This is a genomic window from Nonomuraea mangrovi (assembly GCF_042681425.1).
Classification (GTDB): domain Bacteria; phylum Actinomycetota; class Actinomycetes; order Streptosporangiales; family Streptosporangiaceae; genus Nonomuraea; species Nonomuraea mangrovi.
In genome coordinates this window covers 194299-215503 of record NZ_JBHUFV010000050.1, presented here as the reverse complement: position 1 = coordinate 215503, position 21205 = coordinate 194299, and the positions used below count along the sequence as shown (strand labels likewise).

Below are 21205 nucleotides of genomic sequence, written 5' to 3'. Positions count from 1 at the left end.
CGTTGACGTTCAGATTAGCGCTGTGCATAACATGAATGCATCTACCTAACACGAATGTAATCCGGTCGAAATTTGGAGGTCATGCGTGTTCCGTCCCCTTTCCGTGATGCTGATCGCGCTCCTGGTGGCCGGATGCGCGGCGGCGACGGAAGAGGGCGGGGAAGACCCCAACGGCCCGATCACCTTCGCCACGGGACGCGACACCACCGGCTATCTACAACCCCTGCTGGACCGGTGGAACAAGGCGCACCCCGCGCAGAAGGTGACGCTGCTCGAACTGCCGGAGGCGGCCGACGAGCAGCGCGCACAACTGGTGTCGAACCTGCAGGCCAGGAGCGACCGCTACGACGTGCTCGGACTCGATGTGGTGTGGACGGCGGAGTTCGCCGACAACGGCTGGATCATCCCCCTGGAGCGCGGGCTCTTCCCGCTCGACAGGTTCCTGCCGCCCGTCGTGGACACCGCGGTCTACAGGGGCAAGCTCTGGGCGGTGCCGTACACGAGCAACGCCGGGCTCCTCTACTACCGCAAGGACCTGGTCAAGAAGCCGCCCACGACCTGGGCTTCCCTTCGAGCACAGGCCCTTGCCATCACCAGAAAACACGACATCGGCGGCTACGCGGGACAGCTCGCCGCCTATGAGGGACTGACGGTCAACTTCGCCGAGGCGGTCCAGTCAGCGGGCGGGACCCTGCTCGACCTGGACCAGGCCAAGGCGAAGCAGGCGCTCGACTTCTTCACCCGGGGCCTGCGCGAGGGATGGATCCCTCCGCAGGCGCTGAACTACAAGGAGGAGGAGTCCAGGCTGGCCTTCCAGAACGGCCAGCTGGTCTTCGCCCGCAACTGGCCCCACGCGTACGGCCCCGCCACCCAGTCGAAGGTGGCGGGAAAGTTCGCGGTGACCAGGCTCCCCGGACCCGAAGGGCCCGGATCGAGCTCGCTCGGCGGTGCCAACCTGGCCATCAGCGCCTACTCCAAGCGGCAGAACACCGCGCAGGAGTTCATCAAGTACTTCACCAGTCTGGAGAACGAGCGGCGTGTCCTGACAGAGGGTTCCTTCCCCCCGGTCTGGGCCGAGCTCTATGACGACCCGTCGCTGATCAAGCGCTTCCCCTATCTGCCCGTGCTGAAGGAGAGCATCCTCGCGGCCAAGCCGCGACCGGTCAGCGCGAACTACAACCAGCTGAGCCTGGTGATCGCCAGCGCGGTCTCCAAGGCGTTCAGCCCGCCGTACGACCAACCAACCGATGACGTGGCTGCCTCCATGAAGGCAGAGCTAGCAGAGATCATCGCAACCCAGTGATTCGAGGTCAGGCATCATGCGCAAAGCAGTTGTTCTGGCGGGGCTCGCGGTAGCCGTCGCCGCCTGCGGCAACGCCCCAACAACGACCCCCCAGCAGTCCGGAGCGGCCAGCTCCGCGCCGGCCGCCGCCGCCAAGCCGCTCGAGGGGGTGAACATCGAGATCGCCGCCAAGTGGACCGGTGAGGAGCAGGCCAACTTCGAGGCCGTGCTGAAGGCCTTCCAGGACAAGACCGGCGCCAAGGTCACCTACGCCTCCACGGGTGAGGACACCGGCGCCTACCTCGGCCCGCGCATCCAGGGCGGCAGCCCGCCCGACATCGCGGTCCTCCCGCAGCCGGGTCTGGTGAAGCAGTACGCCGACCAGAAGGCGCTCAAGCCCCTCAGCGCCGAGGTCCAGAAGCAGATCGACGACAACTACACCCCGTACTGGAAGGAGCTCGGCTCCGCGGACGGCCAGGTGTACGGCGTGCTCGTCAAGGCCGCGCACAAGTCGATCATCTGGTACCGCGACGCCGCGTTCACCGACGCCGGCGTGCAGGCCCCGACCACGTGGGACGAGCTGCTGAAGACCGCCCAGGCGGTCTCCGACTCCGGCACCCCGCCGTTCTCGCTGTGCGGCGCCTCCGGCTGGACGCTCACCGACCTGTTCGAGAACGTCTACCTCTCGAGCGCCGGTCCCGAGAAGTACGACCAGCTCGCCAAGCACGAGATCCCGTGGACCGACGCCTCCGTCGTGACCGCGCTGGAGAAGATGGCCGGCATCTTCGGCAAGAAGGACTACATGGTCGGCGGCAACACCGGCGCCCTGCAGACCGACTTCCCGACCTGCGTCACCCAGGTGTACGGCCAGGACAAGGGTGCGATGGTCATCGAGGCCGACTTCGTGGCCGCCTCGGCCACCCAGTCCGGCGCCAAGATCGGCGAGTCCGCCAAGGTGTTCCCCTTCCCGAAGGTCGGCGAGACCGCGCCGGTCGTGCTCGGCGGTGACATCGCGGTGGCGCTGAAGGAGTCCCCCGGCGCCATGGCGCTGCTGGAGTACCTGGCCTCCAAGGAAGGCGGCGAGGTGTGGGCGAAGCTGCCCGGCTACCTGTCGCCGAACCGCAACGTCTCCCCCGACAACTACCCGAGCGACCTGACCAAGCAGCTCGCGCAGACGATCATCTCCGCTGGTGAGAGCGTCCGGTACGACATGTCCGACCTCGCGCCGAGCGCCTTCGGCGGGACCGACGGCAAGGGCGAGTGGAAGGTGCTGCAGGACTTCCTGCGCAACCCCGCGGACGCCAAGGCGGCTGCCAAGGCCCTTGAGACCGAGGCCGCCAAGGCCTGGAAGTAAAGGGGCGAGGCCGTGACCGACAGGTTGAACGGCCCGACCGACCCGCGCGACACCTCGTCGCGCGGGTCCACCCCCGGGCCGGACCCCACCCCCCAGAAGGCGCAGCCGGGCACCTCGACCGCTGAGAACCCCGACCCCGCCCACCCCCGCGTCTCCGGCGACGGCGAGGCCTCCCCGGCCGCCGCCACGGCGGAGAGCGCGGCCAGCACCGCACCGACCGCGACGGTGACCCCCGCGAAGCCCAGCCGCGGCAGGCTGGGCCCCTCGGCCGTCGTGGCCTGGTTCTTCGTCCTCCCCGCCATGCTCCTGCTGGGGATCTGGGTCATCTACCCGATCATCTACTCGATCTTCCGCAGCCTCTACGACGCGACCGGCAGCCAGTTCGTCGGCCTGCAGAACTACGGCACGATCTTCACCGACTCCGGCACGCTCACCACCATCAGGAACAACCTGATCTGGGTGGTCGTGGCCCCGATCGTGGTCACCACGCTCGGCCTGATCTTCGCCGTGCTGACCGAGCGGATCAGATGGTCCACCGCGTTCAAGCTGATCGTGTTCATGCCGATGGCCGTCTCGCTGATGGCCGCCGGAGTCATCTTCCGCCTGGTCTACGAGGAGGCTCCGGACCGCGGCGTGGCCAACGCGCTCATGTCGACGGTCTCGGGCGTGTTCTCCAGCGGTGGCGGCCTGGAGGGGGCCCGGCCGAGGGAGAACGACACCTCGCCGGTCGCCGAGCAGGGCGGCGCCGTCGTCACCAAGCAGCCCGTCCAGGCCGGTCAGCCGGTGCTGATCCCGCTGGTCGGACTCAAGCCCGAGGCCGTTCCCGCCGACGCCAAGCCGGCCGTGGCGGCCACCGGACAGGGCCTGACCGGCACCATCTGGCTGGACTTCACGCCAGGAGGCGGCGGCAAGGCCGGCGAGGTCGACGGCTCGGAGAAGGGCCTGCCCGGCGTGACAGTCGAGGCGGTCAGCGGCGGCGACGTCGCGGCCACCACCACGACGGGCCCCGACGGTACCTTCCGCTTCGAGGGCCTCGCCCCCGGCTCCTACACCGTGCGGCTGCCGCAGTCGAACTTCGAGGCGCCCTTCAACGGCCTGACCTGGCTCGGCCCGACCCTGATCACGCCCGCCATCATCGGCGCGTTCGTCTGGGTGTGGGCGGGCTTCGCGATGGTGCTGATCGCGGCGGGCCTGGCGGGGATCCCGCGTGACGCGCTCGAGGCCGCGCGCATCGATGGCGCCACCGAGTGGCAGGTGTTCAGGAAGATCACCGTGCCGCTGCTGTCGCCCGTGCTGCTCGTCGTGTTCGTCACGATGATCATCAATACACTCAAGGTCTTCGACCTCGTCTTCATCATCGCGCCAGGCTCGGTGCAGCCGAACGCGAACGTGATCGCGCTGGAGATGTGGCGAGTCTCCTTCGGCGGCGGCAACAACCAGGGACTGGGCAGCGCGCTCGCGATCTTCCTGCTCGTCCTGGTCCTGCCGTTCATGGTCATGAACATCCGCCGGTTCAGGAGGGAGCAGTGATGGCTCACGTTCAGGCGGGAGCCGTACGGCGAGGTCCCGTCGCCAGGATCGTCGACCGCCTCGGCGGCGGCGCCGTCCAGGTCGTGATGATCCTCATCGGGCTGTTCTGGCTGGTCCCGACCCTCGGCCTGCTCGTCGTGTCACTGCGCGACGAGACGGTCAACAACTCCGAGGGCTGGTGGACGATCTTCACCAAGCCCGCCGAGCTGACGATCAGCAGCTACTCCAACCTGCTGGCCACCGGCTTCACCGCGTCGTTCTGGAACACCGTGCTCATCACGGTGCCGACCACGCTGCTGGTGATCGGCATCGCCGCGATGGCGGCCTACGCCTTCGCGTGGATGGAGTTCCGCGGGCGTGACACGCTCTTCCTGGTCGTCGTCGGCCTGCTGATCGTGCCGATCCAGATCGCGCTGATCCCGATCGCCACGCTGTACGGCCAGGTGGGCATCTTCGGCACGATCCCCGGCGTGGTCCTGTTCCACGTCGCGTTCGGACTCCCCTTCGCGATCTTCCTGCTGCGCAACTTCTTCGTCGGCATCCCTGCCTCGCTGCTGGAGGCGGCCAGGATGGACGGCGCGTCGGAGTGGAAGATCTTCGCGACCGTGGTGTTCCCGCTGGGCAAGCCCGCGATCGCCTCGCTGGGGATCTTCCAGTTCCTGTGGGTGTGGAACGACCTGCTCATCGCGCTGGTCTTCGCCGACACCGCGTCGCAGCCGATGACCAAGGCCCTGCAGTCGCAGATGCGGCAGTTCGGGACCAACGTCGACATCATCGCGCCTGGCGCCTTCCTGTCACTGATCATTCCGCTGGTGCTGTTCTTCGCCTTCCAGCGGTACTTCGTTCAGGGCATGATGGCCGGCTCGGTGAAGTGATCCACGGGCGCCCGCCCGGCTTCCAGGGGCAGCCGGGCGGGCGCCTGCGGGGTTGCGCGAGAATCGGCCTATGAAGCGTCTTCTCGCGCTGACCACCGCCATCGCGATCGCCCTTCCGTTCACCCCCGCCGCCGCCGACTCCCCCGACTCCCCCGGCTCCCAGGGCGCGGGCGATCCGTACTTCCCGTTGCAGGGCAACGGCGGCTACGACGCCCGCCACTACGACCTGACGCTCGACTACGACCCCGGCACCCGCGTGCTGAAGGGCACGGCGACCATCAGCGCGCGCAGCACCCAGGCGCTCAGCCGCTTCAACCTCGACCTGTCCAAGACCCTGACCGTCGCGTCCGTCACCGTCGACGGCACGGCCGCGCGGTTCACGCACGAGGGCGACGAACTGGCCGTCTCCCCCGCCTCCGCGATCGCAGCGGGGAAGCCGTTCACCGTCGCGGTGGCCTACGCCGGCAAGCCCACCCACATCGTCGACCCCGACGGCTCGAAAGAGGGCTGGATCCGCACCCCTGACGGCGTGTTCAACGCCAACGAGCCGGAGGGCGCCAAGAGCTGGTACCCCGGCAACCACCACCTGACCGACAAGGCCGGCTACCGGTTCACGGTGACGGTGCCGAGCGACCGCGTCGCGGTGGCCAACGGCTCGCTCGTCTCGCAGAACACCGCCATGGGCAGGACGACCTACGTCTGGGTCGCCAAGGAGCCGATGGCCAGCTACCTGACGACCGTCTCCATCGGCGACTTCACGCTCACCGACACCACGGTCGGCGGCCTGCGCACGATCGTCGCCGTCGACCCCGAGCACGCCGCGGCGGCCAAGAACCTGGCCCAGCGGCACGGTCCCGTCCTCGCCTACTTCAGCGGACTGTTCGGCCCCTACCCGTTCTCCACCACCGGCGCGATCGTCGACAACGCGCCAGGCGTGGGCTACGCGTTGGAGTCGCAGACCAGGCCGATCTACCCGAAGGTCCCCGATGAGGTCCTGCTCTCGCACGAGCTGGCCCACCAGTGGTTCGGCGACGCGGTCACCCCCGAGCGCTGGAAGGACATCTGGCTCAACGAGGGCTTCGCCACCTACGCCGAGTGGATGTGGGCCGACAAGCGCGGCGCCACCCCCCTGTCGACGGCCTTCTCCCGGGCTTACGCGAGGACCGCGGACGACCGGTTCTGGCAGATTCCGCCCGCCGACCCCGGCAACGCGAAGCAGCTCTTCAAGGACGCCGTCTACGTCCGCGGCGCCATGACCCTCCACGTCCTGCGCAAGGAGGTCGGCGATAAGGCGTTCTTCACGATCCTGCGCACCTGGGTCGCCGACCACAAGTACGGCAACGCCTCCACCGCCGACTTCGTCGCCCTGTCGAAGAAGATCTCCGGCAAGCCGCTCGACGCCCTCTTCGACGCCTGGCTGGTCAAGCCGGGCAAACCCGCTTTGTGATCTTTTCTGTACGGCATGCGCCCTGGTCTTCCGGGTGGATAAGGTTCATGACCATGGCCGGTCGTCCCCTACACGAAGTAGTCGAATCAGGATGGGCTAGCGCCCTCGAGCCCGTCTCCGAACGGATCTCGGAGATGGGCGAGTTCCTCCGCAACGAGATCACCGAGGGCAGGCAGTACCTCCCCTCGGGATCCAATGTCCTGCGTGCCTTCAACCAGCCCTTCGACGAGGTCAAGGTGCTGATCGTGGGCCAGGACCCCTATCCCACGCCTGGGCACCCCGTCGGGCTGTCCTTCTCCGTGGCCCCCGACGTGCGCCCGCTCCCGGGCAGTCTGCGCAACATCTACAAGGAGATGGAGACCGACCTCGGCCTGCCGATGCCGTCCAACGGCGATCTGACCCCGTGGGCCGACCAGGGCGTCCTGCTCCTCAACAGGGTGCTGACCGTCATGCCGGGCAAGCCGGCCTCCCACCGCGGCAAGGGCTGGGAAGAGGTCACCGAGCAGGCCATCCACGCCCTGGTCGCCCGCGACACGCCCATGGTGGCGATCCTGTGGGGCCGCGACGCCCGCAACCTCGCCCCCATGCTCGGCCGGGTGCCCCGCATCGAGTCCGCCCACCCCTCCCCCCTGTCGGCGCGCAGCGGCTTCTTCGGCTCGCGCCCCTTCAGCCGCGCCAACGAGCTGCTCGTCCAGCAAGGCGCGACCCCTGTGGAGTGGAAGCTGCCATAGGCTCTTCTGCCATGAGTGATGAAGAAAAGTTCCTTCGCCTCACGGTCGAGCTGACCGTCGAGGTGCTGGACGTCGCCGCCCTGCAGGCGGCCGCCCTCGCCGAGATCCGGCACCCTGAAGCCGACCTCGACGAGGACGAGCGCAAGGAGCAGGCGGAGCTGGTCAGCTCCGACGAGACCGGCGCGACCGCGCTGCAGTGGCTCATCGAGCCCGACCACGTGCTCTCGCTGATCGAGCACGTCCAGGAGGTCGAGCCTCGCGAGGCCGTTCTGGGCGTCGAGCCTTCCGAGGGCCCCAGCGACGAGGACGAGGACGACGACCACGCCGGTCACGACCACTGAGGCTCCGTGGGTGGGAGCCACCGCTCCCACCCACCGCTTCACCGGCTCAGCGCCAGCCATTCCTTCAGCGTGAGCAGCCCAGGGTGGAGCGCGCGAAGGGCTTCCACATCGGCCCGGTAGCCCGACTCCCCGAACCAGAACAGCATCCTGCTCTCCTTCCCGAACAGGCGCAGCACCGCCTTCGGCACCTTGGGATACCGCCGCATCCCCAGCAGCTCGGCGATCTCCGGCACGGTCAGCTCGTCGCCGGCCAGCTCGATCTCCTTGCCGAGGTAACGCCCGGGATCCGCGAACGCCATGCGGGCGAACACGCCGATGTCGCGGACCGCCACCATCTGCAGCGGCTTGTCCCTACCGAGCACCGCGCCCATCATCCCCAGTCTGAGGACGGCCCCCTTGGCCGTGAACACGTCGGTGAAGGTGGTGGGGCGCAGGAAGGTGTACGGCAGGCCGACGCGTCTGACGTGCTGTTCGATCTCCCACTTGGTGTCGAAGTGCGGGATGCCGCGCACCCGCTCGACGCCGCCCACGCTGGTGTAGACGAGGTGCCGCACCCCTGCCCGCACAGCCGCGTCGGCGAGCGTGGTGCCCTGGACGACCTCCCCCTTGTGGTGGGGGCTCCTTCGTTCCTGCCTGATGCCCATTATGTGGCTGTGATAATTACATAGTTCACTATCTTTCCTTCAAACTACCCCGGAAGCGAGCGATTCATGACGGAACCAATCAGGCTGGGCGAGCTCCTCATGGCCGCATCCAGGCATTTCTCCCAGCGCGGAATGGCCGCCTTCGGCGAGCACGGCTACACGCCCGCCCGGGTCAGGCTCATGCGGATCATCGACATGTACCGCCGGCCCACCATGAGCACGGCCGCCGACGAGCTCGGCGTGACCCGGCGCGCGGTGACCTCGCTCGCCGACGGACTGGAGAACGACGGCCTGGTCGAACGTGAGCACAGCCAGGAGGACAGGCGCGAGGTGATGCTGCGCTTCACCGAGTCAGGGCACCGCTCGGTCGACCGGATGAAGATGCTCCAGGCCGAGATCAGCGCGGACCTCTTCGCCAACCTCACCCGCGAGGAGCAGCGCCAGCTCGCCCACCTGCTGGAGAAGTTCCTCGGCGAGGCGGGGCAGTGCTAGGCGTCTAGGATCGAACGCATGATCGTCGCATTCTCCATCACGCCGCTCGGTGTCGGCGAGGGCGTGTCCGAACCTGTCGCGCGCGCGGTGAAGGTGGTGCGCGAGAGCGGGCTGCCCAACCACACCGACGCCATGTTCACCACCGTCGAGGGCGAGTGGGACGAGGTGATGGACGTGGTCAAGCGGGCGGTGGAGGCCGTGGGCGAGGTCGCTCCCCGGGTGAGCCTGGTGCTCAAGGCGGATGTACGGCCAGGCGTCACCGACGCCATGACGAGCAAGGTCGAACGGCTGGAGGAGCACCTGCGCGACTGACGCCGCCCGGCTTCCGGGGTCCCTGAAGGGGCGGCTGTGAGGCGTCCCCGCTCACGCCGGGCCTGCGAGGGGCGTCCCCCACCCGTGACCGGGGGTGTCTTCCCGGGTGCCGGCCGTACGGAGGGGACGGGTCACCGCAGCCGGGCGGAGAGCCGGGCGCGGAGGTCGGTGAGACGGGCGATGCGCTCGTCCAGCAGCTGCAGCCGGTCGAGGGCGACCCGCATCGCGACCACACACCGGTCGTCGATGACGGCGAACCGGTCGGGCAGGTCCCTGTCCAGCAGGTCGGCGAAAGCGCGCACGTCCTCCACGGTGAATCCGACGGCCAGCAGTTCGCGGATGTTGCGCACCCGCCGTACCGCCCGCTGGTCGTAGTCGCGGTGGCCCCGCGCCGTCCGCGCCGCCGACAGCAGCCCCTGCTCCTCGTAGTAGCGCAGCGCGCGGGTGGTGGTCCCCGCGGCGGCCGCCGCCTCGCCGATCCTCATACCGGCAGCCGCCCCCGTCCCTCGCCGTGATGCAGCACGCGAGCGGCGGCGGCTCTTCTGATCCTCATCGCGCCTCCCGTCACAGGTCCACGATCACGGTACCCGTGAGCCGTCCGGCCAGCAGGTCGGCCAGCGCTCCCGGCGCCTGGTCGAGACCGTCGTACCTGGTCACCGGTACGGCGAGCAGCCCCTCTCGCCTCCACGCGACGATCTCCTCGCGTGCCCGCGCCACCACACCTGGATGGTCGGCGGCGGTGAAGCCGCGCAGCGAGATCCGCCTGCCGATGACGGTCATCGTGTCGAGCGCGACGGTCTGCCCGGACAGCGCCCCGCACAGCGCGAACCTGGCACCGGGGTTGGCGACTTCGACGGCCGTGGCGAGCTGCGTGCCGCCGACGCTGTCGAAGTAGACATCGATGCCCTCTTCGACCGCCTCCTCGTGATAGTCGTAGGCGGCGTCGAAGCCGAGCTCGTCGACGAGCCATGCGGCCTTGGCCGGCGAACCGACACTGCCGATCACCCGCTTCGCGCCCTTCAGCCTGGCGATCTGTCCCGCCATCGTGCCGATCGATCCGGCCGCGCTGGAGACGAGGACGGTGTCGCCCTCCCTGAGCTCGGCTGCGGCGACGAGCCCGACGTAAGCGGTCTCGGCCTGGGCGAGGTGGGCGAGGGGGTCTCCGCTGATCGGCGTGACGGCGGTGGCGTCGAGCAGCGCGTACTCCCGCCAGCCGAGGTGGTGGGCGACGAGCGTGCCGGGCGGCAGGTCTCCGGCGACGACCTCGCCGACGGCCGGCCCCCACATCACCTCGCCGTGCCGGTAGGCGGGCATGGGCAGGTCGTCGCGTCCCGTCATCAGCAGGCCCATGGCGGCGCGGAGGGCGAGGTGGCGGTTGCGGATCAGGACCTGGCCGGGGCCTGGCTGCTGGAGGGGGGCGTCGACGATGGCGAGTGGAGCGGCGAGCCGTACTTCTCTCATGGCGGCACCGTAGGTGTTGACGTATACGTGAAGCGCAAATCGAGATATATCTTGACCATCGAGCAATCGAGTCATATCTTAACTCTCACAAACGCGATATGTCTCGAAGGAGCGAACGATGAGAGTACCCGTTCTGATCGTCGGCGGCGGCTACGCCGGGCTCAGCGCCGCGGCTCTGCTGGCCTGGCGCGGCGTCGACGTCATGCTGGTCGAACGGCACGCGAGCACCTCCATCCAGCCCAAGGCGTTCGGCGTCAACACGCGCGCCGTCGAGCTGCTGCGTCCCGTGCCCGGCCTCGAGGAAGAGCTGGACGGCATCTGGCAGGGCATCGGCGAGAACATGCGCATCGCGATCGCGTCCAGCCTCACCGACCCCGAGCCCGAAATCCTCTTCGACACCAGCACCGCGCCCTTCCCCACCCACCTGTCCCCCGCCCCCGACCTGGGCGCGCCCCAGTCGGAGGTGGAGCGGGTCCTGCGCCGCAAGGCCGAGGAACTGGGCGCCGACCTGCGCTTCTCCACCGAACTCGTCTCGCTGGAGCAGGACGACGAGGGCGTGACCGCGCTGATCCGCGCCGACGGCGTCGAATCGACCGTCCGCGCCGACTACGTCATCGCCGCCGACGGCTACCGCAGCCCGATCAGGGACGCGCTGAAGATCCCGACCTCCGGCAAGGGCGTGCTGAGCCAGCTGTACGCGATCATGTTCGACGCCGATCTCAGCGGCCTGGTCAACGAGCGCGAGGTCACTCTCTGGTACCTGCAGAACGACACGTTCACCGGCGTCTTCGTCACCGGGACCGGGGTCGGCGCGCACGTGCTCGGCGTCAACTACGACGGTGGGTCGCCCGACTTCGACGCCGTCGAGATGGTACGGCACGGCGTGGGCGTGCCCGACCTCGACGTCACCATCCTCGACACCACCACCTTCACCACGGCGCACGTCCTGGCCGACACCTACCGGGTGGGACGGGTCTTCCTGGCCGGCGACGCCGCCCACACCATGCCGCCGACCGGCGGTCAGGGCGGGAGCACGGCGCTGCAGGACGGCTGTGACATCGCGTGGCGGCTGTGGCTGGTCGTCTCGGGCCAGGCCGACCCCTCCTTCCTCGACTCCTACGACGCCGAACGCCGTCCCGTCGGCGAACTCGTCGCCGACGCCCAGCTCGCCAACCTCGGCTTCCGCATGCCGCCCGCCGAGCGCATGGACTACCCAGAGCCGATCGAGGACCCCTTCGCCGCCATCCTCGGCATCCGGTACCGCTCCGCCGCGATCCTGTCCGAGCCGGACGACGACGGCTCGCCGCTGGAGGACCCCCGCGTGCCCACAGGACGGCCCGGCAGCCGCGCCCCGCACGTGGTGCTCGACTGGGACGGGCGCACGATCTCGACGCTGGACCTGTTCGGGTCGGGGTTCGTGCTGCTCGCCGGGCCGTACGGGCAGAGCTGGGTGGACGCGGGCCGTGCGGTCCGCGACCAGCTCGGCGTGCGGCTCGCGCCGCACCGCATCGGCGGCGAACTGCTGGACGTCGAGGGGGTCTGGCCGGAGCGGTACGGCGTGGGCAAGAGCGGCGCGGTCCTCGTGCGGCCCGACGGGTACGTCGCCTGGCGCAGCACCGGCGCCGACCTCGACGCGGCGGGCACGCTGGAGAACGCACTGGTGCGCATCCTCAGTCTCCTTTAGAGACTTAGCAGGTGTACAGTCGTATGACATGACGAGAGAGGCACGCGAACGCGACGTCCAGTGCGCCATCGCGCAGGCCGCGTCCGTGATCGGCGACTGGTGGAGCCTGCTGATCGTGCGCGAGACCGCTCGGGGGCACCGGCGTTTCGAAGAACTGCTCAGAGAGCTGGGCATCTCCCGCAAGATCCTGACCGAACGGCTCAGGCACCTGGTCGGGCACGGAGTGCTGGAGCGCAGGCCGTACCAGTCGGGGCCGGTCCGCCACGAATACGCGCTCACCGACGTGGGGTGGGCGCTGGCGCCGGTACTGATCTCGATGCAGGACTGGGGCGACCGGTGGCTCGCCGGCGACGGAACCCTGACAGGAATCGCCATGCCCGGCACCGCCGAGGCGCGCAGGGTCCACGCCCTCGTCGGAACGCCGATCCCCGCGCCGCTGCAGCTCGAGAGCTCGACCGGGCTCGTCGACGTGGTCGATGGGCCCACGGTGCTCTTCACCTACCCGGCCACCGGAGTCCCTTCGCCGCTGCCACCCGGGTGGAGCGAGGTCCCCGGCGCGAAAGGCTGCACGCTGGAGAACAGGCTGTTCAAGGAGATGGAGCCGGCGTTCACCGGCGACGGGATCACGATACGCGGGGTGAGCACGCAGCGTCCCGACGAGCAGGCGGTCTTCGCCGAGATGGAGGGGATCCCGTTTCCGCTCCTCTCGGACACCGAGCTACGGCTGGCGGCGGCGCTTCGACTGCCGACGTTCCGATCGGGGCAGCTGGTACGGCTCAAGCGCTCGATCCTGGTGGTGGACGAACTGCGGGTGGTCCGGCACGCGATCTTCCCCGTGCTGGACATCCCCGCCGGCGTCACCGAGGCTCACGAACTCGCCCGCGCCCTGACCCCCTCCTGACCGCCCTCGCACCCGAGACCCCCGCGCGCCCGGCTGACCAGCAAGGACCGCCCTCGTACCCGAGACCCCCGCGCGCCCGGCTGACCAGCAAGGACCGCCCTCCCGTCCTGGCCGCCCGACTGGGTGACCGACCAGGGCCGCCCGCCCCTTGGGTCATCGCTCAGGGGAGCCGACAGGGAGCGGGCTCCCTCCACATCTCCGCGCCAGGACGACTGATCAGCAGCGACGCCCTCTGCTCCTTGCTGTGCGGACGACCGGCCGGCAACACCCCTCGTCCTACGGCAGGACAGCCGGTCGGCAACAGTCTCCCAGCCATACGGCAGGACGGCCGGCGACGCCCTCCCGGCCATACGCAGGGTGGCCGGTCAGGGGTGGGGCGTGAGCAGTTCGTCTCGGCGGGCCAGCAGAGCGGCGCGCTCAGCCGCCAGCTCGGCGCTCCGCCGCGCGACGGCCGCGACCGTCGTTCCGGCCCACCGCGCCACCTCCGCGACCGCGTCACGCGTGCCGCTGATCCGCTGGTGCTTCAACACGTCAGTGACGATGTTGTCGAAGAAGGTGTCCACGAACCACCGCGTGTCCACCTCGGGCAGCTGGGGTCCGGCCGCCACCCCGACGTCCGCCAGTTCCCGCGAGAACACGTCAAGTTGCCGCTGCGCCCGCCACGCGGCCTGGTCGGCCTCCTCCAACCGCGTGCGCTCGACCGAGTCGGCGACGTAACCGCCGCCGAGCACGTCCCACGTCGACGCCCCGCTCGCGGCGTTCAGCCGGTCGAGCACGAGGTCGAGCTCGCGCCCAGCGGCGACGCCCGCCCTGTGCGCCTCGTCGTGCTCGCGCAGATCGGCGGCCAGATCGCCGAGACGTTCCGCCAGGTCGGCCAGTTCCCTCCCCCGAGGGTCGGCCAGCTCGATCAGCATCCGTTCCTTCTCGGCGAGCAGCGTCGCGTACTCCTCGCGAACCGGTCCGAGCCGCGCCAGCTCACCGTCGATGCCTGTGATGTCGCCCTCCAGCGACGCCACCCGGGTGCGCTGGCCGTCCAGCCGCTGCCGCGCGGCCTCCACCTCGGCCCGCTCCTGCGTCAGGCGCTCCTCCTTCGACCCCAGTAGCTTGGCGACGAATCCGGCGAAACCGCTCTCCAGCCGCGTCACGTCGCCTTCCTCGTCGACCAGCTGTTCCTGGAGGGCGGCCACCGCCTGACGCACCGGACCAAGCTGACGTGTGACCGCGCCCCGCTGCCGGGTCAGCTGGTCGAAGCGCCGTACCCGCTCCTTCGCCACTCGGAGTTGCTCGTCGATACCCGCGAAATCCGTCATAACGGCTACGACGAAGCCACACCCACGATCGTTCCCCTCCACCCGACCCCGCCCACCCACTGAAGCCGTGCTCACGGGGACCACCAGGGCGTCGGCGGAAGCCGAGCTAGGGAGCTTCGGGCTGGGTCGGCGCTCCGGAACCTACCGTCCGGTCCATGAAGGCCCGGATCCGACCGTCGGTCGCCGCCGTCGTCCACAGGCGCACGGTTTCCGGCTCGGCGACACGGTCGAGCCGCTCGTTCACCTCATGCCGGAGCTGCGCCTTGGTGTAGCGGAAGGCGTCGGCCGCGATATCGGTGGCCATTCTGCGGGCGACGGCCACCGCTTGGTCCAGCAGGGTTTCCGGGTCGCTCAGCTCGTCGATCAGCCCCAGTGCCAGGGCCGCCTCCGGTTCGTGGTTGGCACCGTCGAAGATCGCGTGGCGGGCGCCGACGGGTCCCAGCGCGAACCGCATGATCTCCAACGCCGTGTACGGGAACGGCACCCCGACGCGCAACTCCGGAACCCCGATCCTGCCGGTCCCCGAGGCCATGATCCGATGGTCGCAGGCCGCGGCGAGCACACAGCCACCGGCGATCGCGTGCCCGTTGACCGCGGCGACCACCGGCTTGCCGAGGTTGAAGACGGATCGGAAGGCGCCGCTGAGCGCGGGCAGGAACTCCGCCACGTACGCGGCGCCGCCGTCCACGACACGCTTGAGGTCGACACCCGCCGAGAACGCCCGTCCAGCGCCGGTCACCACCACGGCCTGAACGGGTCCCTCCTTGTCGTCCAGACCCCGCATCGTCCGCTCGATCGCCCGGCACAGCTCCAGGTCCAGGGCGTTGACCTTGCCGTGGGCCAGCCGTACGACCGCGATGCCGTCCACCACGTCGACCTCGATCACCGCGTTCCCTCCAGCGCTTCGGCTCGATCCAACCCGCGGACGGGCGGGGCGGCCTCCTCCGTGCCGGCCGTTTCAACCACGCCAGCATCCCGCACCAGCAAGATCAGAACACCTGCACCATCATCACACAGGGCCGCCTTCGTCGCGTTTCCACCTCGTCCAGCATCCGCCGATTGACACCACAACGTGCTCGGATGTCTGGGGTCACGTTCGGGAGAAGAGCGCCCCGGCCGGGTCAGCGGGTCGTGACGAGCGGTAGCGCCGCCGAGGGTGCCGGCGTTGAGGAGATGGCGGTGACGGTTTGCCGGCGACCCGTTGAAAGGTCAGCTGCGAGGTTCCGCACGGCCCGCTCGCAGGGCCGAGGTTCGCAGCGTCCCCTTCGAGGAGGCGGACTGCGCTACGAGGTGGACAGTGAGATCGCGACGATCACGCTGGATCGGCCGGACAAGCGCAACGCAGAGATGGCGGCGCGAATCGAGACGAGCCTGCTCGAGGAAATACCTTGCTTGCCGCCGAGCATGTCGTCATGCATTCGCGCGACATCGCGCATGGTTCCATCAATGCCCTGGGGAGCGTTCTCGCTCAACCCCTGCCCGCCTGCCGGCTGTTTCCTGTTCTTCCGCCGGAATCCACGCGAAGGCGCCGGCCTGGGACATCGCGTACTGACGGGTGACCGGGCACGCGTGCCCGTGAACGAATCGCCGCCGCCGCATCGCGTACCTCCCTCGCCGGGTGAGGATCCCTCGCGCGACAAGGGATCATCGACGTCCGCGCGGCCAGCGTACCAGCCCGTAACATCCGCATATCGCCTGATTTGACGGGGATTCATGCGGCCAGCCGTTCGACTTCCGGGTGCGCCCACGCGTGGGTGGCCGCTGCCCACAGAAAGGGCCTCGGCTTGGCTCCGGCGGGGTGGGCGGGAAACCGTCGGGTTCCTGTGACCTCCGCAGAGTGTCCGCCCCCCGGGCAGGGAAGGGGATGACCACCGCACCGACGGAGACAGCCGCCGCCCGGCGAACACCCTCCGCTCGATGGACGCCCTCCGCCCGGCGAACACCCTCCGCTCGATGGACGCCCTCCGCCCGGCGAACACCCTCCGCTCGATGGACGCCCTCCGCCCGGCGAACACCCTCCGCTCGGCGAACGCCCTCCGCTCGAAGTACGCCCTCCGCCAGGCGCAGCGCAGCGGGCCCACGCGCAGGCGCGCCATCGGGACGCCCCGTCCGGGTCTCACCAGGTGATGCTCCCCTAAGCCTGCCGGTCCGACTCGCACGCGACGTGCCGGCCAGGCGCACGGCCTGTGAGGTGACGGACAGCCGCCGGGTCTTCCTCACGCCACCCGGGACGGCAGGCGCGCGGCGGGCCCACATCGCCTCGGCCAGCCGGCAGGCAGCGGACGGGTGTGCATCAGGCCGCCTGACGCGCTGGAAGGTCGTCTCGTTCCGGCGGTCGCGGAGCGCTCGGCACTGAGCGACGCGCGCGTTCTCGGGGGTGACAGCGGGCGTCTGGTCCAGATGACGGCGGGGAGGGCTCCGCCGGCGCGTTTCGTCCAGATCACCGCGAGCCGTGCATCTCCCGTTCGGCCGCCCCGGGCCACCGGGCCTCGCCCTTCGCCTGGTCGATCCTTCCCGAGCGCCGCGGCTCGCGGGTTACTCGCCCGGCCATCCCGCTCCCAGGTCGTCGCGAGCCGGACACGAACCGGATGAGGCGGCGCACCAACGACCCGACTTCTCCGAACCACCGCGAGGCGGACACGAACCGGATGAGGCGGCACGCCAACGACCCGATTCCTCCGAACCACCGCAAGCCGGACACGAACCGGATGAGGTGGCGCACCAACGACCCGATTCCTCCGAACCACCGCAAGCCGGACACGAACCGGATGAGGTGGCGCACCAACGACCCGACTTCTCCGAACCACCGCAAGCCGGACACGAACCGGATGAGGCGGCACGCCAACGACCCGATTCCTCCGAACCACCGCGAGGCGGGCCGGGACCGGGCGACGCCACGGTGCCGGGGGCGGCGCATCGCTCGGGGGGCGGCGCCGGGTGCCGTCCGGTCGACCGCTCCCCATCGCCTCGCCTGTCCGTCTTGTCCGGCTCGCCCCTCGGGAGGGGTCGACAGCCGGTCCGGAACGGCCGTGTACCGGAGTGACAGGTGGGGAATGCTCCATCGGGATCCTCCAGCGGCGGGGGTCGGGGATCTCAGGATGGGGAATGACAGGCTTGACGAGCTACGGCGAACCGGATTCTGTGGACGGGTCAGCGACGCTGTGGACAACCGGAGAACGCTCTCTGGCACCCGATCACACTGGGTAACGCTTATGTGGTGATTTGCACCTATTCGCCCCGTCTTTGTTACGGAACATGCCGTTGACGGCATCAGGTCTGCAACACTCTGCTGTGACCCCTTACCTCTTACTGCGAAGTAATGCTTCATTTCTTCGCAAGAGTGGCTTGTTAAGTTTCAACCCCCAAGGAGTATGTCCGTGTCATCTGCACGCAGGGCCGGCAGGTTCCTGGCAGCGGCGACGGGAGCAGCGATCCTGCTGACGGCCTGCGGCGCTACTGACAACGCGCCCGCCGCGGACCCGTCGACCGCGCCCTCCGCCCCGGCCAGCGGCGGCGCGAACGCGTCGACGATCACGCACACGTTCGAGCAGGAGATCAGCTCGTACAACGCCCAGACGGCCGAGGAGTACTCCTCGAAGAACCACATCGTCCTCAACCGGGTCCTGACGGACTTCTGGTACTTCGGCGCGGACGGCTCCGTCCAGCCGGACAAGGACATGGGCACGTATGAGAAGACCTCTGACGACCCGCTGACGGTGAAGTACACCATCAACCCGAACGCGGTCTGGTCTGACGGCAACGCGATCGCCTGTGACGACGTGATGCTCACCTACGCCGTCGCGTCCGGCAAGTTCCCCGAGTTCAGCTACATCAGCACGGACACGTGGGACAAGATCAAGATGCCCGACTGCGCGATCGGCGACAAGGATGTGACGCTCAACTACACCAAGTCGTACGGTGACTGGGCGGCCACCTCCGTCATCCAGCTGCCGGCGCACATCGTCGCGCAGCAGGGCGGGCTCAGCGACCAGGAGATGTTCGACGCCATCAAGGCGGGCGACCACGCCAAGCTCAAGAAGGCCGCCGAGTTCTTCAGCAAGGGCTGGATCTTCAACGGCAAGCTCCCGGACAAGGCGCTCATCCCGTCGTCCGGTCAGTACGTGCTCGACTCCTTCTCGCCCGGCCAGTCGATCACCCTGGCCCGCAACGAGAAGTTCTGGGGCGAGAAGGCCAAGGCCGAGAAGGTCGTCATCCGCTTCATCGCCCAGGACCAGCAGGTCCAGGCGCTGCAGAACGGCGAGACGAACATCATCGAGCCGCAGTCGAACCCGGACGTGCTCGCCCAGGTGCAGGCGCTGCAGGACGTCACCGTCAAGACCGGTGAGCAGTTCCTCTACGACCACCTGGACTTCAACTTCAACAAGGGCCCGTTCAAGGACGCCAAGCTGCGTCAGGCCATCGCGCTCTGCGCTCCGCGTCAGCAGATCGTCGACAACCTGATCAAGCCGCAGAACCCGAACGCCGCCCCGATGAACGTCCGCAACATCGCGCCGTTCCAGCCGGGCTACGCCGAGGCCGTCACCTTCGCGGGTTCCGACAAGTACAACAAGGTCGACATCGAGGGCGCCAAGAAGCTGGTGGCCGACTCGGGCGTCAAGACCCCGATCAAGGTCAACATCGGCTACAACCAGCCGAACCCGCGTCGTACCCAGGTCGTGGAGCTGATCAAGGCCTCCTGTGACCCGGTGGGCTTCGAGATCACCGACACCGGCAGCGAGAAGTTCTTCGACGACGCCGGCGACCTGGCCAACGGCAACTTCGACATCGCCCTGTTCGGTTGGGCCGGTTCGTCGCTGAACAGCGGCTGGACCTCCACCTACAAGACGCCCACGAAGTGCACCCCGTCGGCCAAGGGCAACAACAAGGGCTGCTACTCCAACAAGGAGTACGACAAGCTCGCCGACCAGATCCTCGGCGAGACCGACCAGACCAAGGTCGGCCCGCTGATCCAGCAGGTCGAGAAGATCCTCTGGGACGACCTGGCGACGATCCCGCTGTACTCGCAGCCGGCGCTGTCCGCCTGGAGCTCGAGCCTCCAGAACATTCAGCCCAACCCGAGCCAGGCCTCCATCACCTGGAACATGCACCAGTGGGCTGCCCAGTAGAACGGCCTAGCCGTCACTGACGCGGGGCCGGTCACCAGACCGACCCCGCGTCAGAGCTGTACAACCCAAGTCGTCAACACCATCAGCCCGCCGAAGCCGCGCTCACGAGGCACCGTGGCGGGCCCGGTTTCCGGCCCTGAGCCCGGCCACCCCCCGCTGTGGCCCCGGAAGCCGTCACCTGCAGGAGGTCGGGGAATTGCTTGTATTCATCGCGCGTAGGCTCGCGATCTCGAGTCTGACGCTGCTCGGCGCCACTTTCATCATGTTCTTCCTGGTGGCGCTGTCGGGAGACCCTCTCGCCGACCTGCGCGAGAGCTCAGCGCCAGAGGCTCCCAGGTTGATGGAGGCGCGCATCGCGGCCATGCATCTGAACGAGCCGATCCCCGTCCGTTACCTGTCCTGGCTGGCCGGTATCTTCCAGGGCGACCTGGGCGTCAACAAGGCGGGCACCACGGTCTCCTCGTTGACCGGCGCGGCCATGGAGTCGACGCTCAAGCTGGTGGTCGTGGCCACCGTGCTGGGCGCGGTGATCGGTATCACGATCGGCATCATCTCCGCGCTGCGCCAGTACAGCAGCTTCGATCACGGGATCACTTTCGCAGCCTTCATCTGCTTCTCGCTACCGATTTTCTGGATCGCCACGCTGCTGAAGCAGTTCGTCGCGATCGAGTTCAACAACTGGCTGCGCGACCCCTTCATCCCGCTTCCGGTCATCTTGATCGTCGCGGTGTTCGCCGGCCTGGTGTGGGCCTCGGTCTACAACGGCGACAGGAAGGGCAAGCTGATCGCCTTCGGCATCGGCGTCGCCGTGACCGCCGTGATCCTGTTCGCGCTGTCGGCGAGCCGCTGGTTCGCAGACCCGGGTCTGGGCTTCCCGTTCATCCTGGTCGTGGGCCTGGCCACCGCCGCGGGCGTCTCGGCGCTGATCGCGGGCGTCGACCACCTGCAGCCGATGTACGCCGCGCTGGGCGCCGCGGGCGTCGGCGCGCTGCTCTACTACCCGCTCCAGCCGATGCTGGTCTCCCCCTCGCTCCTGACCCTGCTCGGCCTGTTCGTGGTCGCGGGCCTGGTCAGCGCGGCGATCGGCTGGCAGTTCGGCGGGCTGCTGCGCCGCCAGGCGATCCCGCTGGCGGTCTTCAGCGGCCTGTTCGTCGCCGCGATGATGTTCATGGACCGCCTGCTCGAGGCATGGGACGGCTACGCGCGAGCGCTCAGGGGCCGCCCCGTCGCCACCATCGGCTCCGAGACCCCGAACTTCATCGGCAACTTCTGGCAGAACACCCTCGACTCCGGCATGCACCTGCTGCTGCCCACGCTGGCGCTGATCCTCGTCGGCCTCGCGGGCCACTCCCGCTACAGCCGCGCCAGCATGCTCGAGGTGATGAACCAGGACTACGTCCGTACGGCACGCGCCAAGGGCCTGCCCGAGCGGACGGTCATCATCAAGCACGCCTTCCGCAACGGCATGATCCCGATCACCACGATCCTGGCCCTCGACTTCGCCGGCGTGTTCAGCGGCGCGGTCATCACCGAGGCCGTCTTCGGGTGGAAGGGTATGGGCGCGATGTTCAGCATCGCGCTGAGAGAGGTCGACCCCATGCCGGTCATGGGCTTCTTCCTGATCACCGGCACCTCGATCGTCGTGTGGAACATGCTCGCCGACATCGCCTACGCCTACCTCGACCCGCGGATCAGGCTGTCATGACGGAGAAGAC

20 protein-coding genes are annotated in these 21205 nt (G+C 68.8%); 14 read left to right on the top strand and 6 right to left on the bottom strand.

Annotation, left to right across the window (positions count from 1 at the left end; all coding sequences use genetic code 11):
- Positions 1 to 106: 106 nt before the first annotated feature.
- From ACFSKW_RS33645 to ACFSKW_RS33615, 7 genes are all read left to right on the top strand, one after another.
- Positions 107 to 1303, top strand: coding sequence for an ABC transporter substrate-binding protein (locus tag ACFSKW_RS33645; RefSeq protein ID WP_379576692.1), 1197 nt, complete (start codon positions 107 to 109; stop codon positions 1301 to 1303).
- A gap of 16 nt (positions 1304 to 1319) precedes the next feature.
- A complete protein-coding gene (locus ACFSKW_RS33640; RefSeq protein ID WP_379576690.1) occupies positions 1320 to 2636 on the top strand; it encodes an ABC transporter substrate-binding protein in 1317 nt (438 codons plus the stop codon).
- 12 nt (positions 2637 to 2648) lie between these two features.
- Positions 2649 to 4166, top strand: coding sequence for an ABC transporter permease (locus tag ACFSKW_RS33635; RefSeq protein WP_379576688.1), 1518 nt, complete (start codon positions 2649 to 2651; stop codon positions 4164 to 4166).
- Positions 4166 to 5041 carry a carbohydrate ABC transporter permease gene (locus tag ACFSKW_RS33630; RefSeq protein WP_379576686.1) on the top strand — a complete coding sequence of 292 codons (876 nt, stop codon included), beginning with the start codon at positions 4166 to 4168 and terminating at the stop codon, positions 5039 to 5041. Before ACFSKW_RS33635 ends, ACFSKW_RS33630 begins: the two co-directional genes overlap by 1 nt.
- Positions 5042 to 5111: 70 nt before the next feature.
- Positions 5112 to 6488 (top strand): M1 family metallopeptidase, encoded by a 1377-nt coding sequence (locus ACFSKW_RS33625; protein ID WP_379576684.1) that lies wholly within the window; start codon positions 5112 to 5114, stop codon positions 6486 to 6488.
- Between the two features lie 53 nt (positions 6489 to 6541).
- A complete protein-coding gene (locus ACFSKW_RS33620; protein ID WP_379576682.1) occupies positions 6542 to 7219 on the top strand; it encodes a uracil-DNA glycosylase in 678 nt (225 codons plus the stop codon).
- 11 nt (positions 7220 to 7230) lie between these two features.
- Complete coding sequence (locus ACFSKW_RS33615) at positions 7231 to 7560, top strand: hypothetical protein (RefSeq protein WP_358131482.1); 330 nt, start codon at positions 7231 to 7233, stop codon at positions 7558 to 7560.
- Between the two features lie 38 nt (positions 7561 to 7598).
- Here ACFSKW_RS33615 and ACFSKW_RS33610 read toward each other — a convergent pair whose 3' ends face one another.
- Positions 7599 to 8204, bottom strand: coding sequence for an NmrA family NAD(P)-binding protein (locus ACFSKW_RS33610; RefSeq protein WP_379576680.1), 606 nt, complete (start codon positions 8202 to 8204; stop codon positions 7599 to 7601).
- A gap of 66 nt (positions 8205 to 8270) precedes the next feature.
- Between ACFSKW_RS33610 and ACFSKW_RS33605 the strand changes: the two genes are divergently transcribed.
- The gene (locus tag ACFSKW_RS33605) at positions 8271 to 8696 is read left to right on the top strand and encodes a MarR family winged helix-turn-helix transcriptional regulator (protein WP_379576678.1); all 426 of its coding nucleotides are present in this window, start codon (positions 8271 to 8273) and stop codon (positions 8694 to 8696) included.
- Positions 8697 to 8714: 18 nt separating this feature from the next.
- Entirely contained in the window at positions 8715 to 9008 is a 294-nt protein-coding gene (locus tag ACFSKW_RS33600; protein ID WP_379576676.1) for an MTH1187 family thiamine-binding protein, read from the top strand.
- 131 nt (positions 9009 to 9139) lie between these two features.
- On the opposite strand, the gene ACFSKW_RS33595 is transcribed toward ACFSKW_RS33600, so the two are convergent.
- Positions 9140 to 9493, bottom strand: a complete 354-nt coding sequence (locus ACFSKW_RS33595; RefSeq protein ID WP_379576674.1) for a MerR family transcriptional regulator — start codon at positions 9491 to 9493, stop codon at positions 9140 to 9142.
- Positions 9494 to 9572: 79 nt separating this feature from the next.
- Positions 9573 to 10469: a zinc-binding dehydrogenase gene (locus ACFSKW_RS33590; protein WP_379576672.1), complete on the bottom strand. Its 897-nt coding sequence runs from the start codon at positions 10467 to 10469 to the stop codon at positions 9573 to 9575.
- A 118-nt stretch (positions 10470 to 10587) separates the two neighbouring features.
- Between ACFSKW_RS33590 and ACFSKW_RS33585 the strand changes: the two genes are divergently transcribed.
- A complete protein-coding gene (locus ACFSKW_RS33585) occupies positions 10588 to 12153 on the top strand; it encodes an FAD-dependent monooxygenase (RefSeq protein WP_379576670.1) in 1566 nt (521 codons plus the stop codon).
- A 28-nt stretch (positions 12154 to 12181) separates the two neighbouring features.
- Positions 12182 to 13054: a winged helix-turn-helix transcriptional regulator gene (locus ACFSKW_RS33580; protein WP_379576668.1), complete on the top strand. Its 873-nt coding sequence runs from the start codon at positions 12182 to 12184 to the stop codon at positions 13052 to 13054.
- Between the two features lie 365 nt (positions 13055 to 13419).
- Here the strand turns inward: ACFSKW_RS33580 and ACFSKW_RS33575 are convergent, their stop codons facing one another.
- The 3 genes from ACFSKW_RS33575 to ACFSKW_RS33565 form a co-directional block, all read right to left on the bottom strand.
- Positions 13420 to 14364 (bottom strand): hypothetical protein, encoded by a 945-nt coding sequence (locus ACFSKW_RS33575; RefSeq protein WP_379576666.1) that lies wholly within the window; start codon positions 14362 to 14364, stop codon positions 13420 to 13422.
- 106 nt (positions 14365 to 14470) lie between these two features.
- The gene (locus ACFSKW_RS33570; protein WP_379576665.1) at positions 14471 to 15250 is read right to left on the bottom strand and encodes an enoyl-CoA hydratase/isomerase family protein; all 780 of its coding nucleotides are present in this window, start codon (positions 15248 to 15250) and stop codon (positions 14471 to 14473) included.
- 397 nt (positions 15251 to 15647) lie between these two features.
- Positions 15648 to 15800 carry a hypothetical protein gene (locus tag ACFSKW_RS33565; RefSeq protein WP_379576663.1) on the bottom strand — a complete coding sequence of 51 codons (153 nt, stop codon included), beginning with the start codon at positions 15798 to 15800 and terminating at the stop codon, positions 15648 to 15650.
- A 481-nt stretch (positions 15801 to 16281) separates the two neighbouring features.
- Between ACFSKW_RS33565 and ACFSKW_RS33560 the strand changes: the two genes are divergently transcribed.
- From ACFSKW_RS33560 to ACFSKW_RS33550, 3 genes are all read left to right on the top strand, one after another.
- Complete coding sequence (locus ACFSKW_RS33560) at positions 16282 to 16491, top strand: hypothetical protein (RefSeq protein ID WP_379576661.1); 210 nt, start codon at positions 16282 to 16284, stop codon at positions 16489 to 16491.
- Between the two features lie 1250 nt (positions 16492 to 17741).
- The gene (locus ACFSKW_RS33555; RefSeq protein ID WP_379576659.1) at positions 17742 to 19490 is read left to right on the top strand and encodes an ABC transporter family substrate-binding protein; all 1749 of its coding nucleotides are present in this window, start codon (positions 17742 to 17744) and stop codon (positions 19488 to 19490) included.
- A gap of 196 nt (positions 19491 to 19686) precedes the next feature.
- Positions 19687 to 21195 (top strand): ABC transporter permease, encoded by a 1509-nt coding sequence (locus tag ACFSKW_RS33550; RefSeq protein WP_379576657.1) that lies wholly within the window; start codon positions 19687 to 19689, stop codon positions 21193 to 21195.
- Positions 21196 to 21205 lie beyond the last annotated feature (10 nt).

Coding starts and splice junctions, on each gene's coding strand:
- ACFSKW_RS33640 (WP_379576690.1), top strand. CDS start 1,320: ATGCGCAAAGCAGTTGTTCTGGCGGGGCTCGCGGTAGCCGTCGCCGCC.
- ACFSKW_RS33615 (WP_358131482.1), top strand. CDS start 7,231: ATGAGTGATGAAGAAAAGTTCCTTCGCCTCACGGTCGAGCTGACCGTC.
- ACFSKW_RS33610 (WP_379576680.1), bottom strand. CDS start 8,204: ATGGGCATCAGGCAGGAACGAAGGAGCCCCCACCACAAGGGGGAGGTC.
- ACFSKW_RS33595 (WP_379576674.1), bottom strand. CDS start 9,493: ATGAGGATCGGCGAGGCGGCGGCCGCCGCGGGGACCACCACCCGCGCG.
- ACFSKW_RS33585 (WP_379576670.1), top strand. CDS start 10,588: ATGAGAGTACCCGTTCTGATCGTCGGCGGCGGCTACGCCGGGCTCAGC.
- ACFSKW_RS33590 (WP_379576672.1), bottom strand. CDS start 10,469: ATGAGAGAAGTACGGCTCGCCGCTCCACTCGCCATCGTCGACGCCCCC.
- ACFSKW_RS33565 (WP_379576663.1), bottom strand. CDS start 15,800: ATGCGCGATGTCGCGCGAATGCATGACGACATGCTCGGCGGCAAGCAA.
- ACFSKW_RS33580 (WP_379576668.1), top strand. CDS start 12,182: ATGACGAGAGAGGCACGCGAACGCGACGTCCAGTGCGCCATCGCGCAG.
- ACFSKW_RS33605 (WP_379576678.1), top strand. CDS start 8,271: ATGACGGAACCAATCAGGCTGGGCGAGCTCCTCATGGCCGCATCCAGG.
- ACFSKW_RS33575 (WP_379576666.1), bottom strand. CDS start 14,364: ATGACGGATTTCGCGGGTATCGACGAGCAACTCCGAGTGGCGAAGGAG.
- ACFSKW_RS33625 (WP_379576684.1), top strand. CDS start 5,112: ATGAAGCGTCTTCTCGCGCTGACCACCGCCATCGCGATCGCCCTTCCG.
- ACFSKW_RS33560 (WP_379576661.1), top strand. CDS start 16,282: ATGGACGCCCTCCGCCCGGCGAACACCCTCCGCTCGATGGACGCCCTC.
- ACFSKW_RS33600 (WP_379576676.1), top strand. CDS start 8,715: ATGATCGTCGCATTCTCCATCACGCCGCTCGGTGTCGGCGAGGGCGTG.
- ACFSKW_RS33645 (WP_379576692.1), top strand. CDS start 107: ATGCTGATCGCGCTCCTGGTGGCCGGATGCGCGGCGGCGACGGAAGAG.
- ACFSKW_RS33630 (WP_379576686.1), top strand. CDS start 4,166: ATGGCTCACGTTCAGGCGGGAGCCGTACGGCGAGGTCCCGTCGCCAGG.
- ACFSKW_RS33620 (WP_379576682.1), top strand. CDS start 6,542: ATGGCCGGTCGTCCCCTACACGAAGTAGTCGAATCAGGATGGGCTAGC.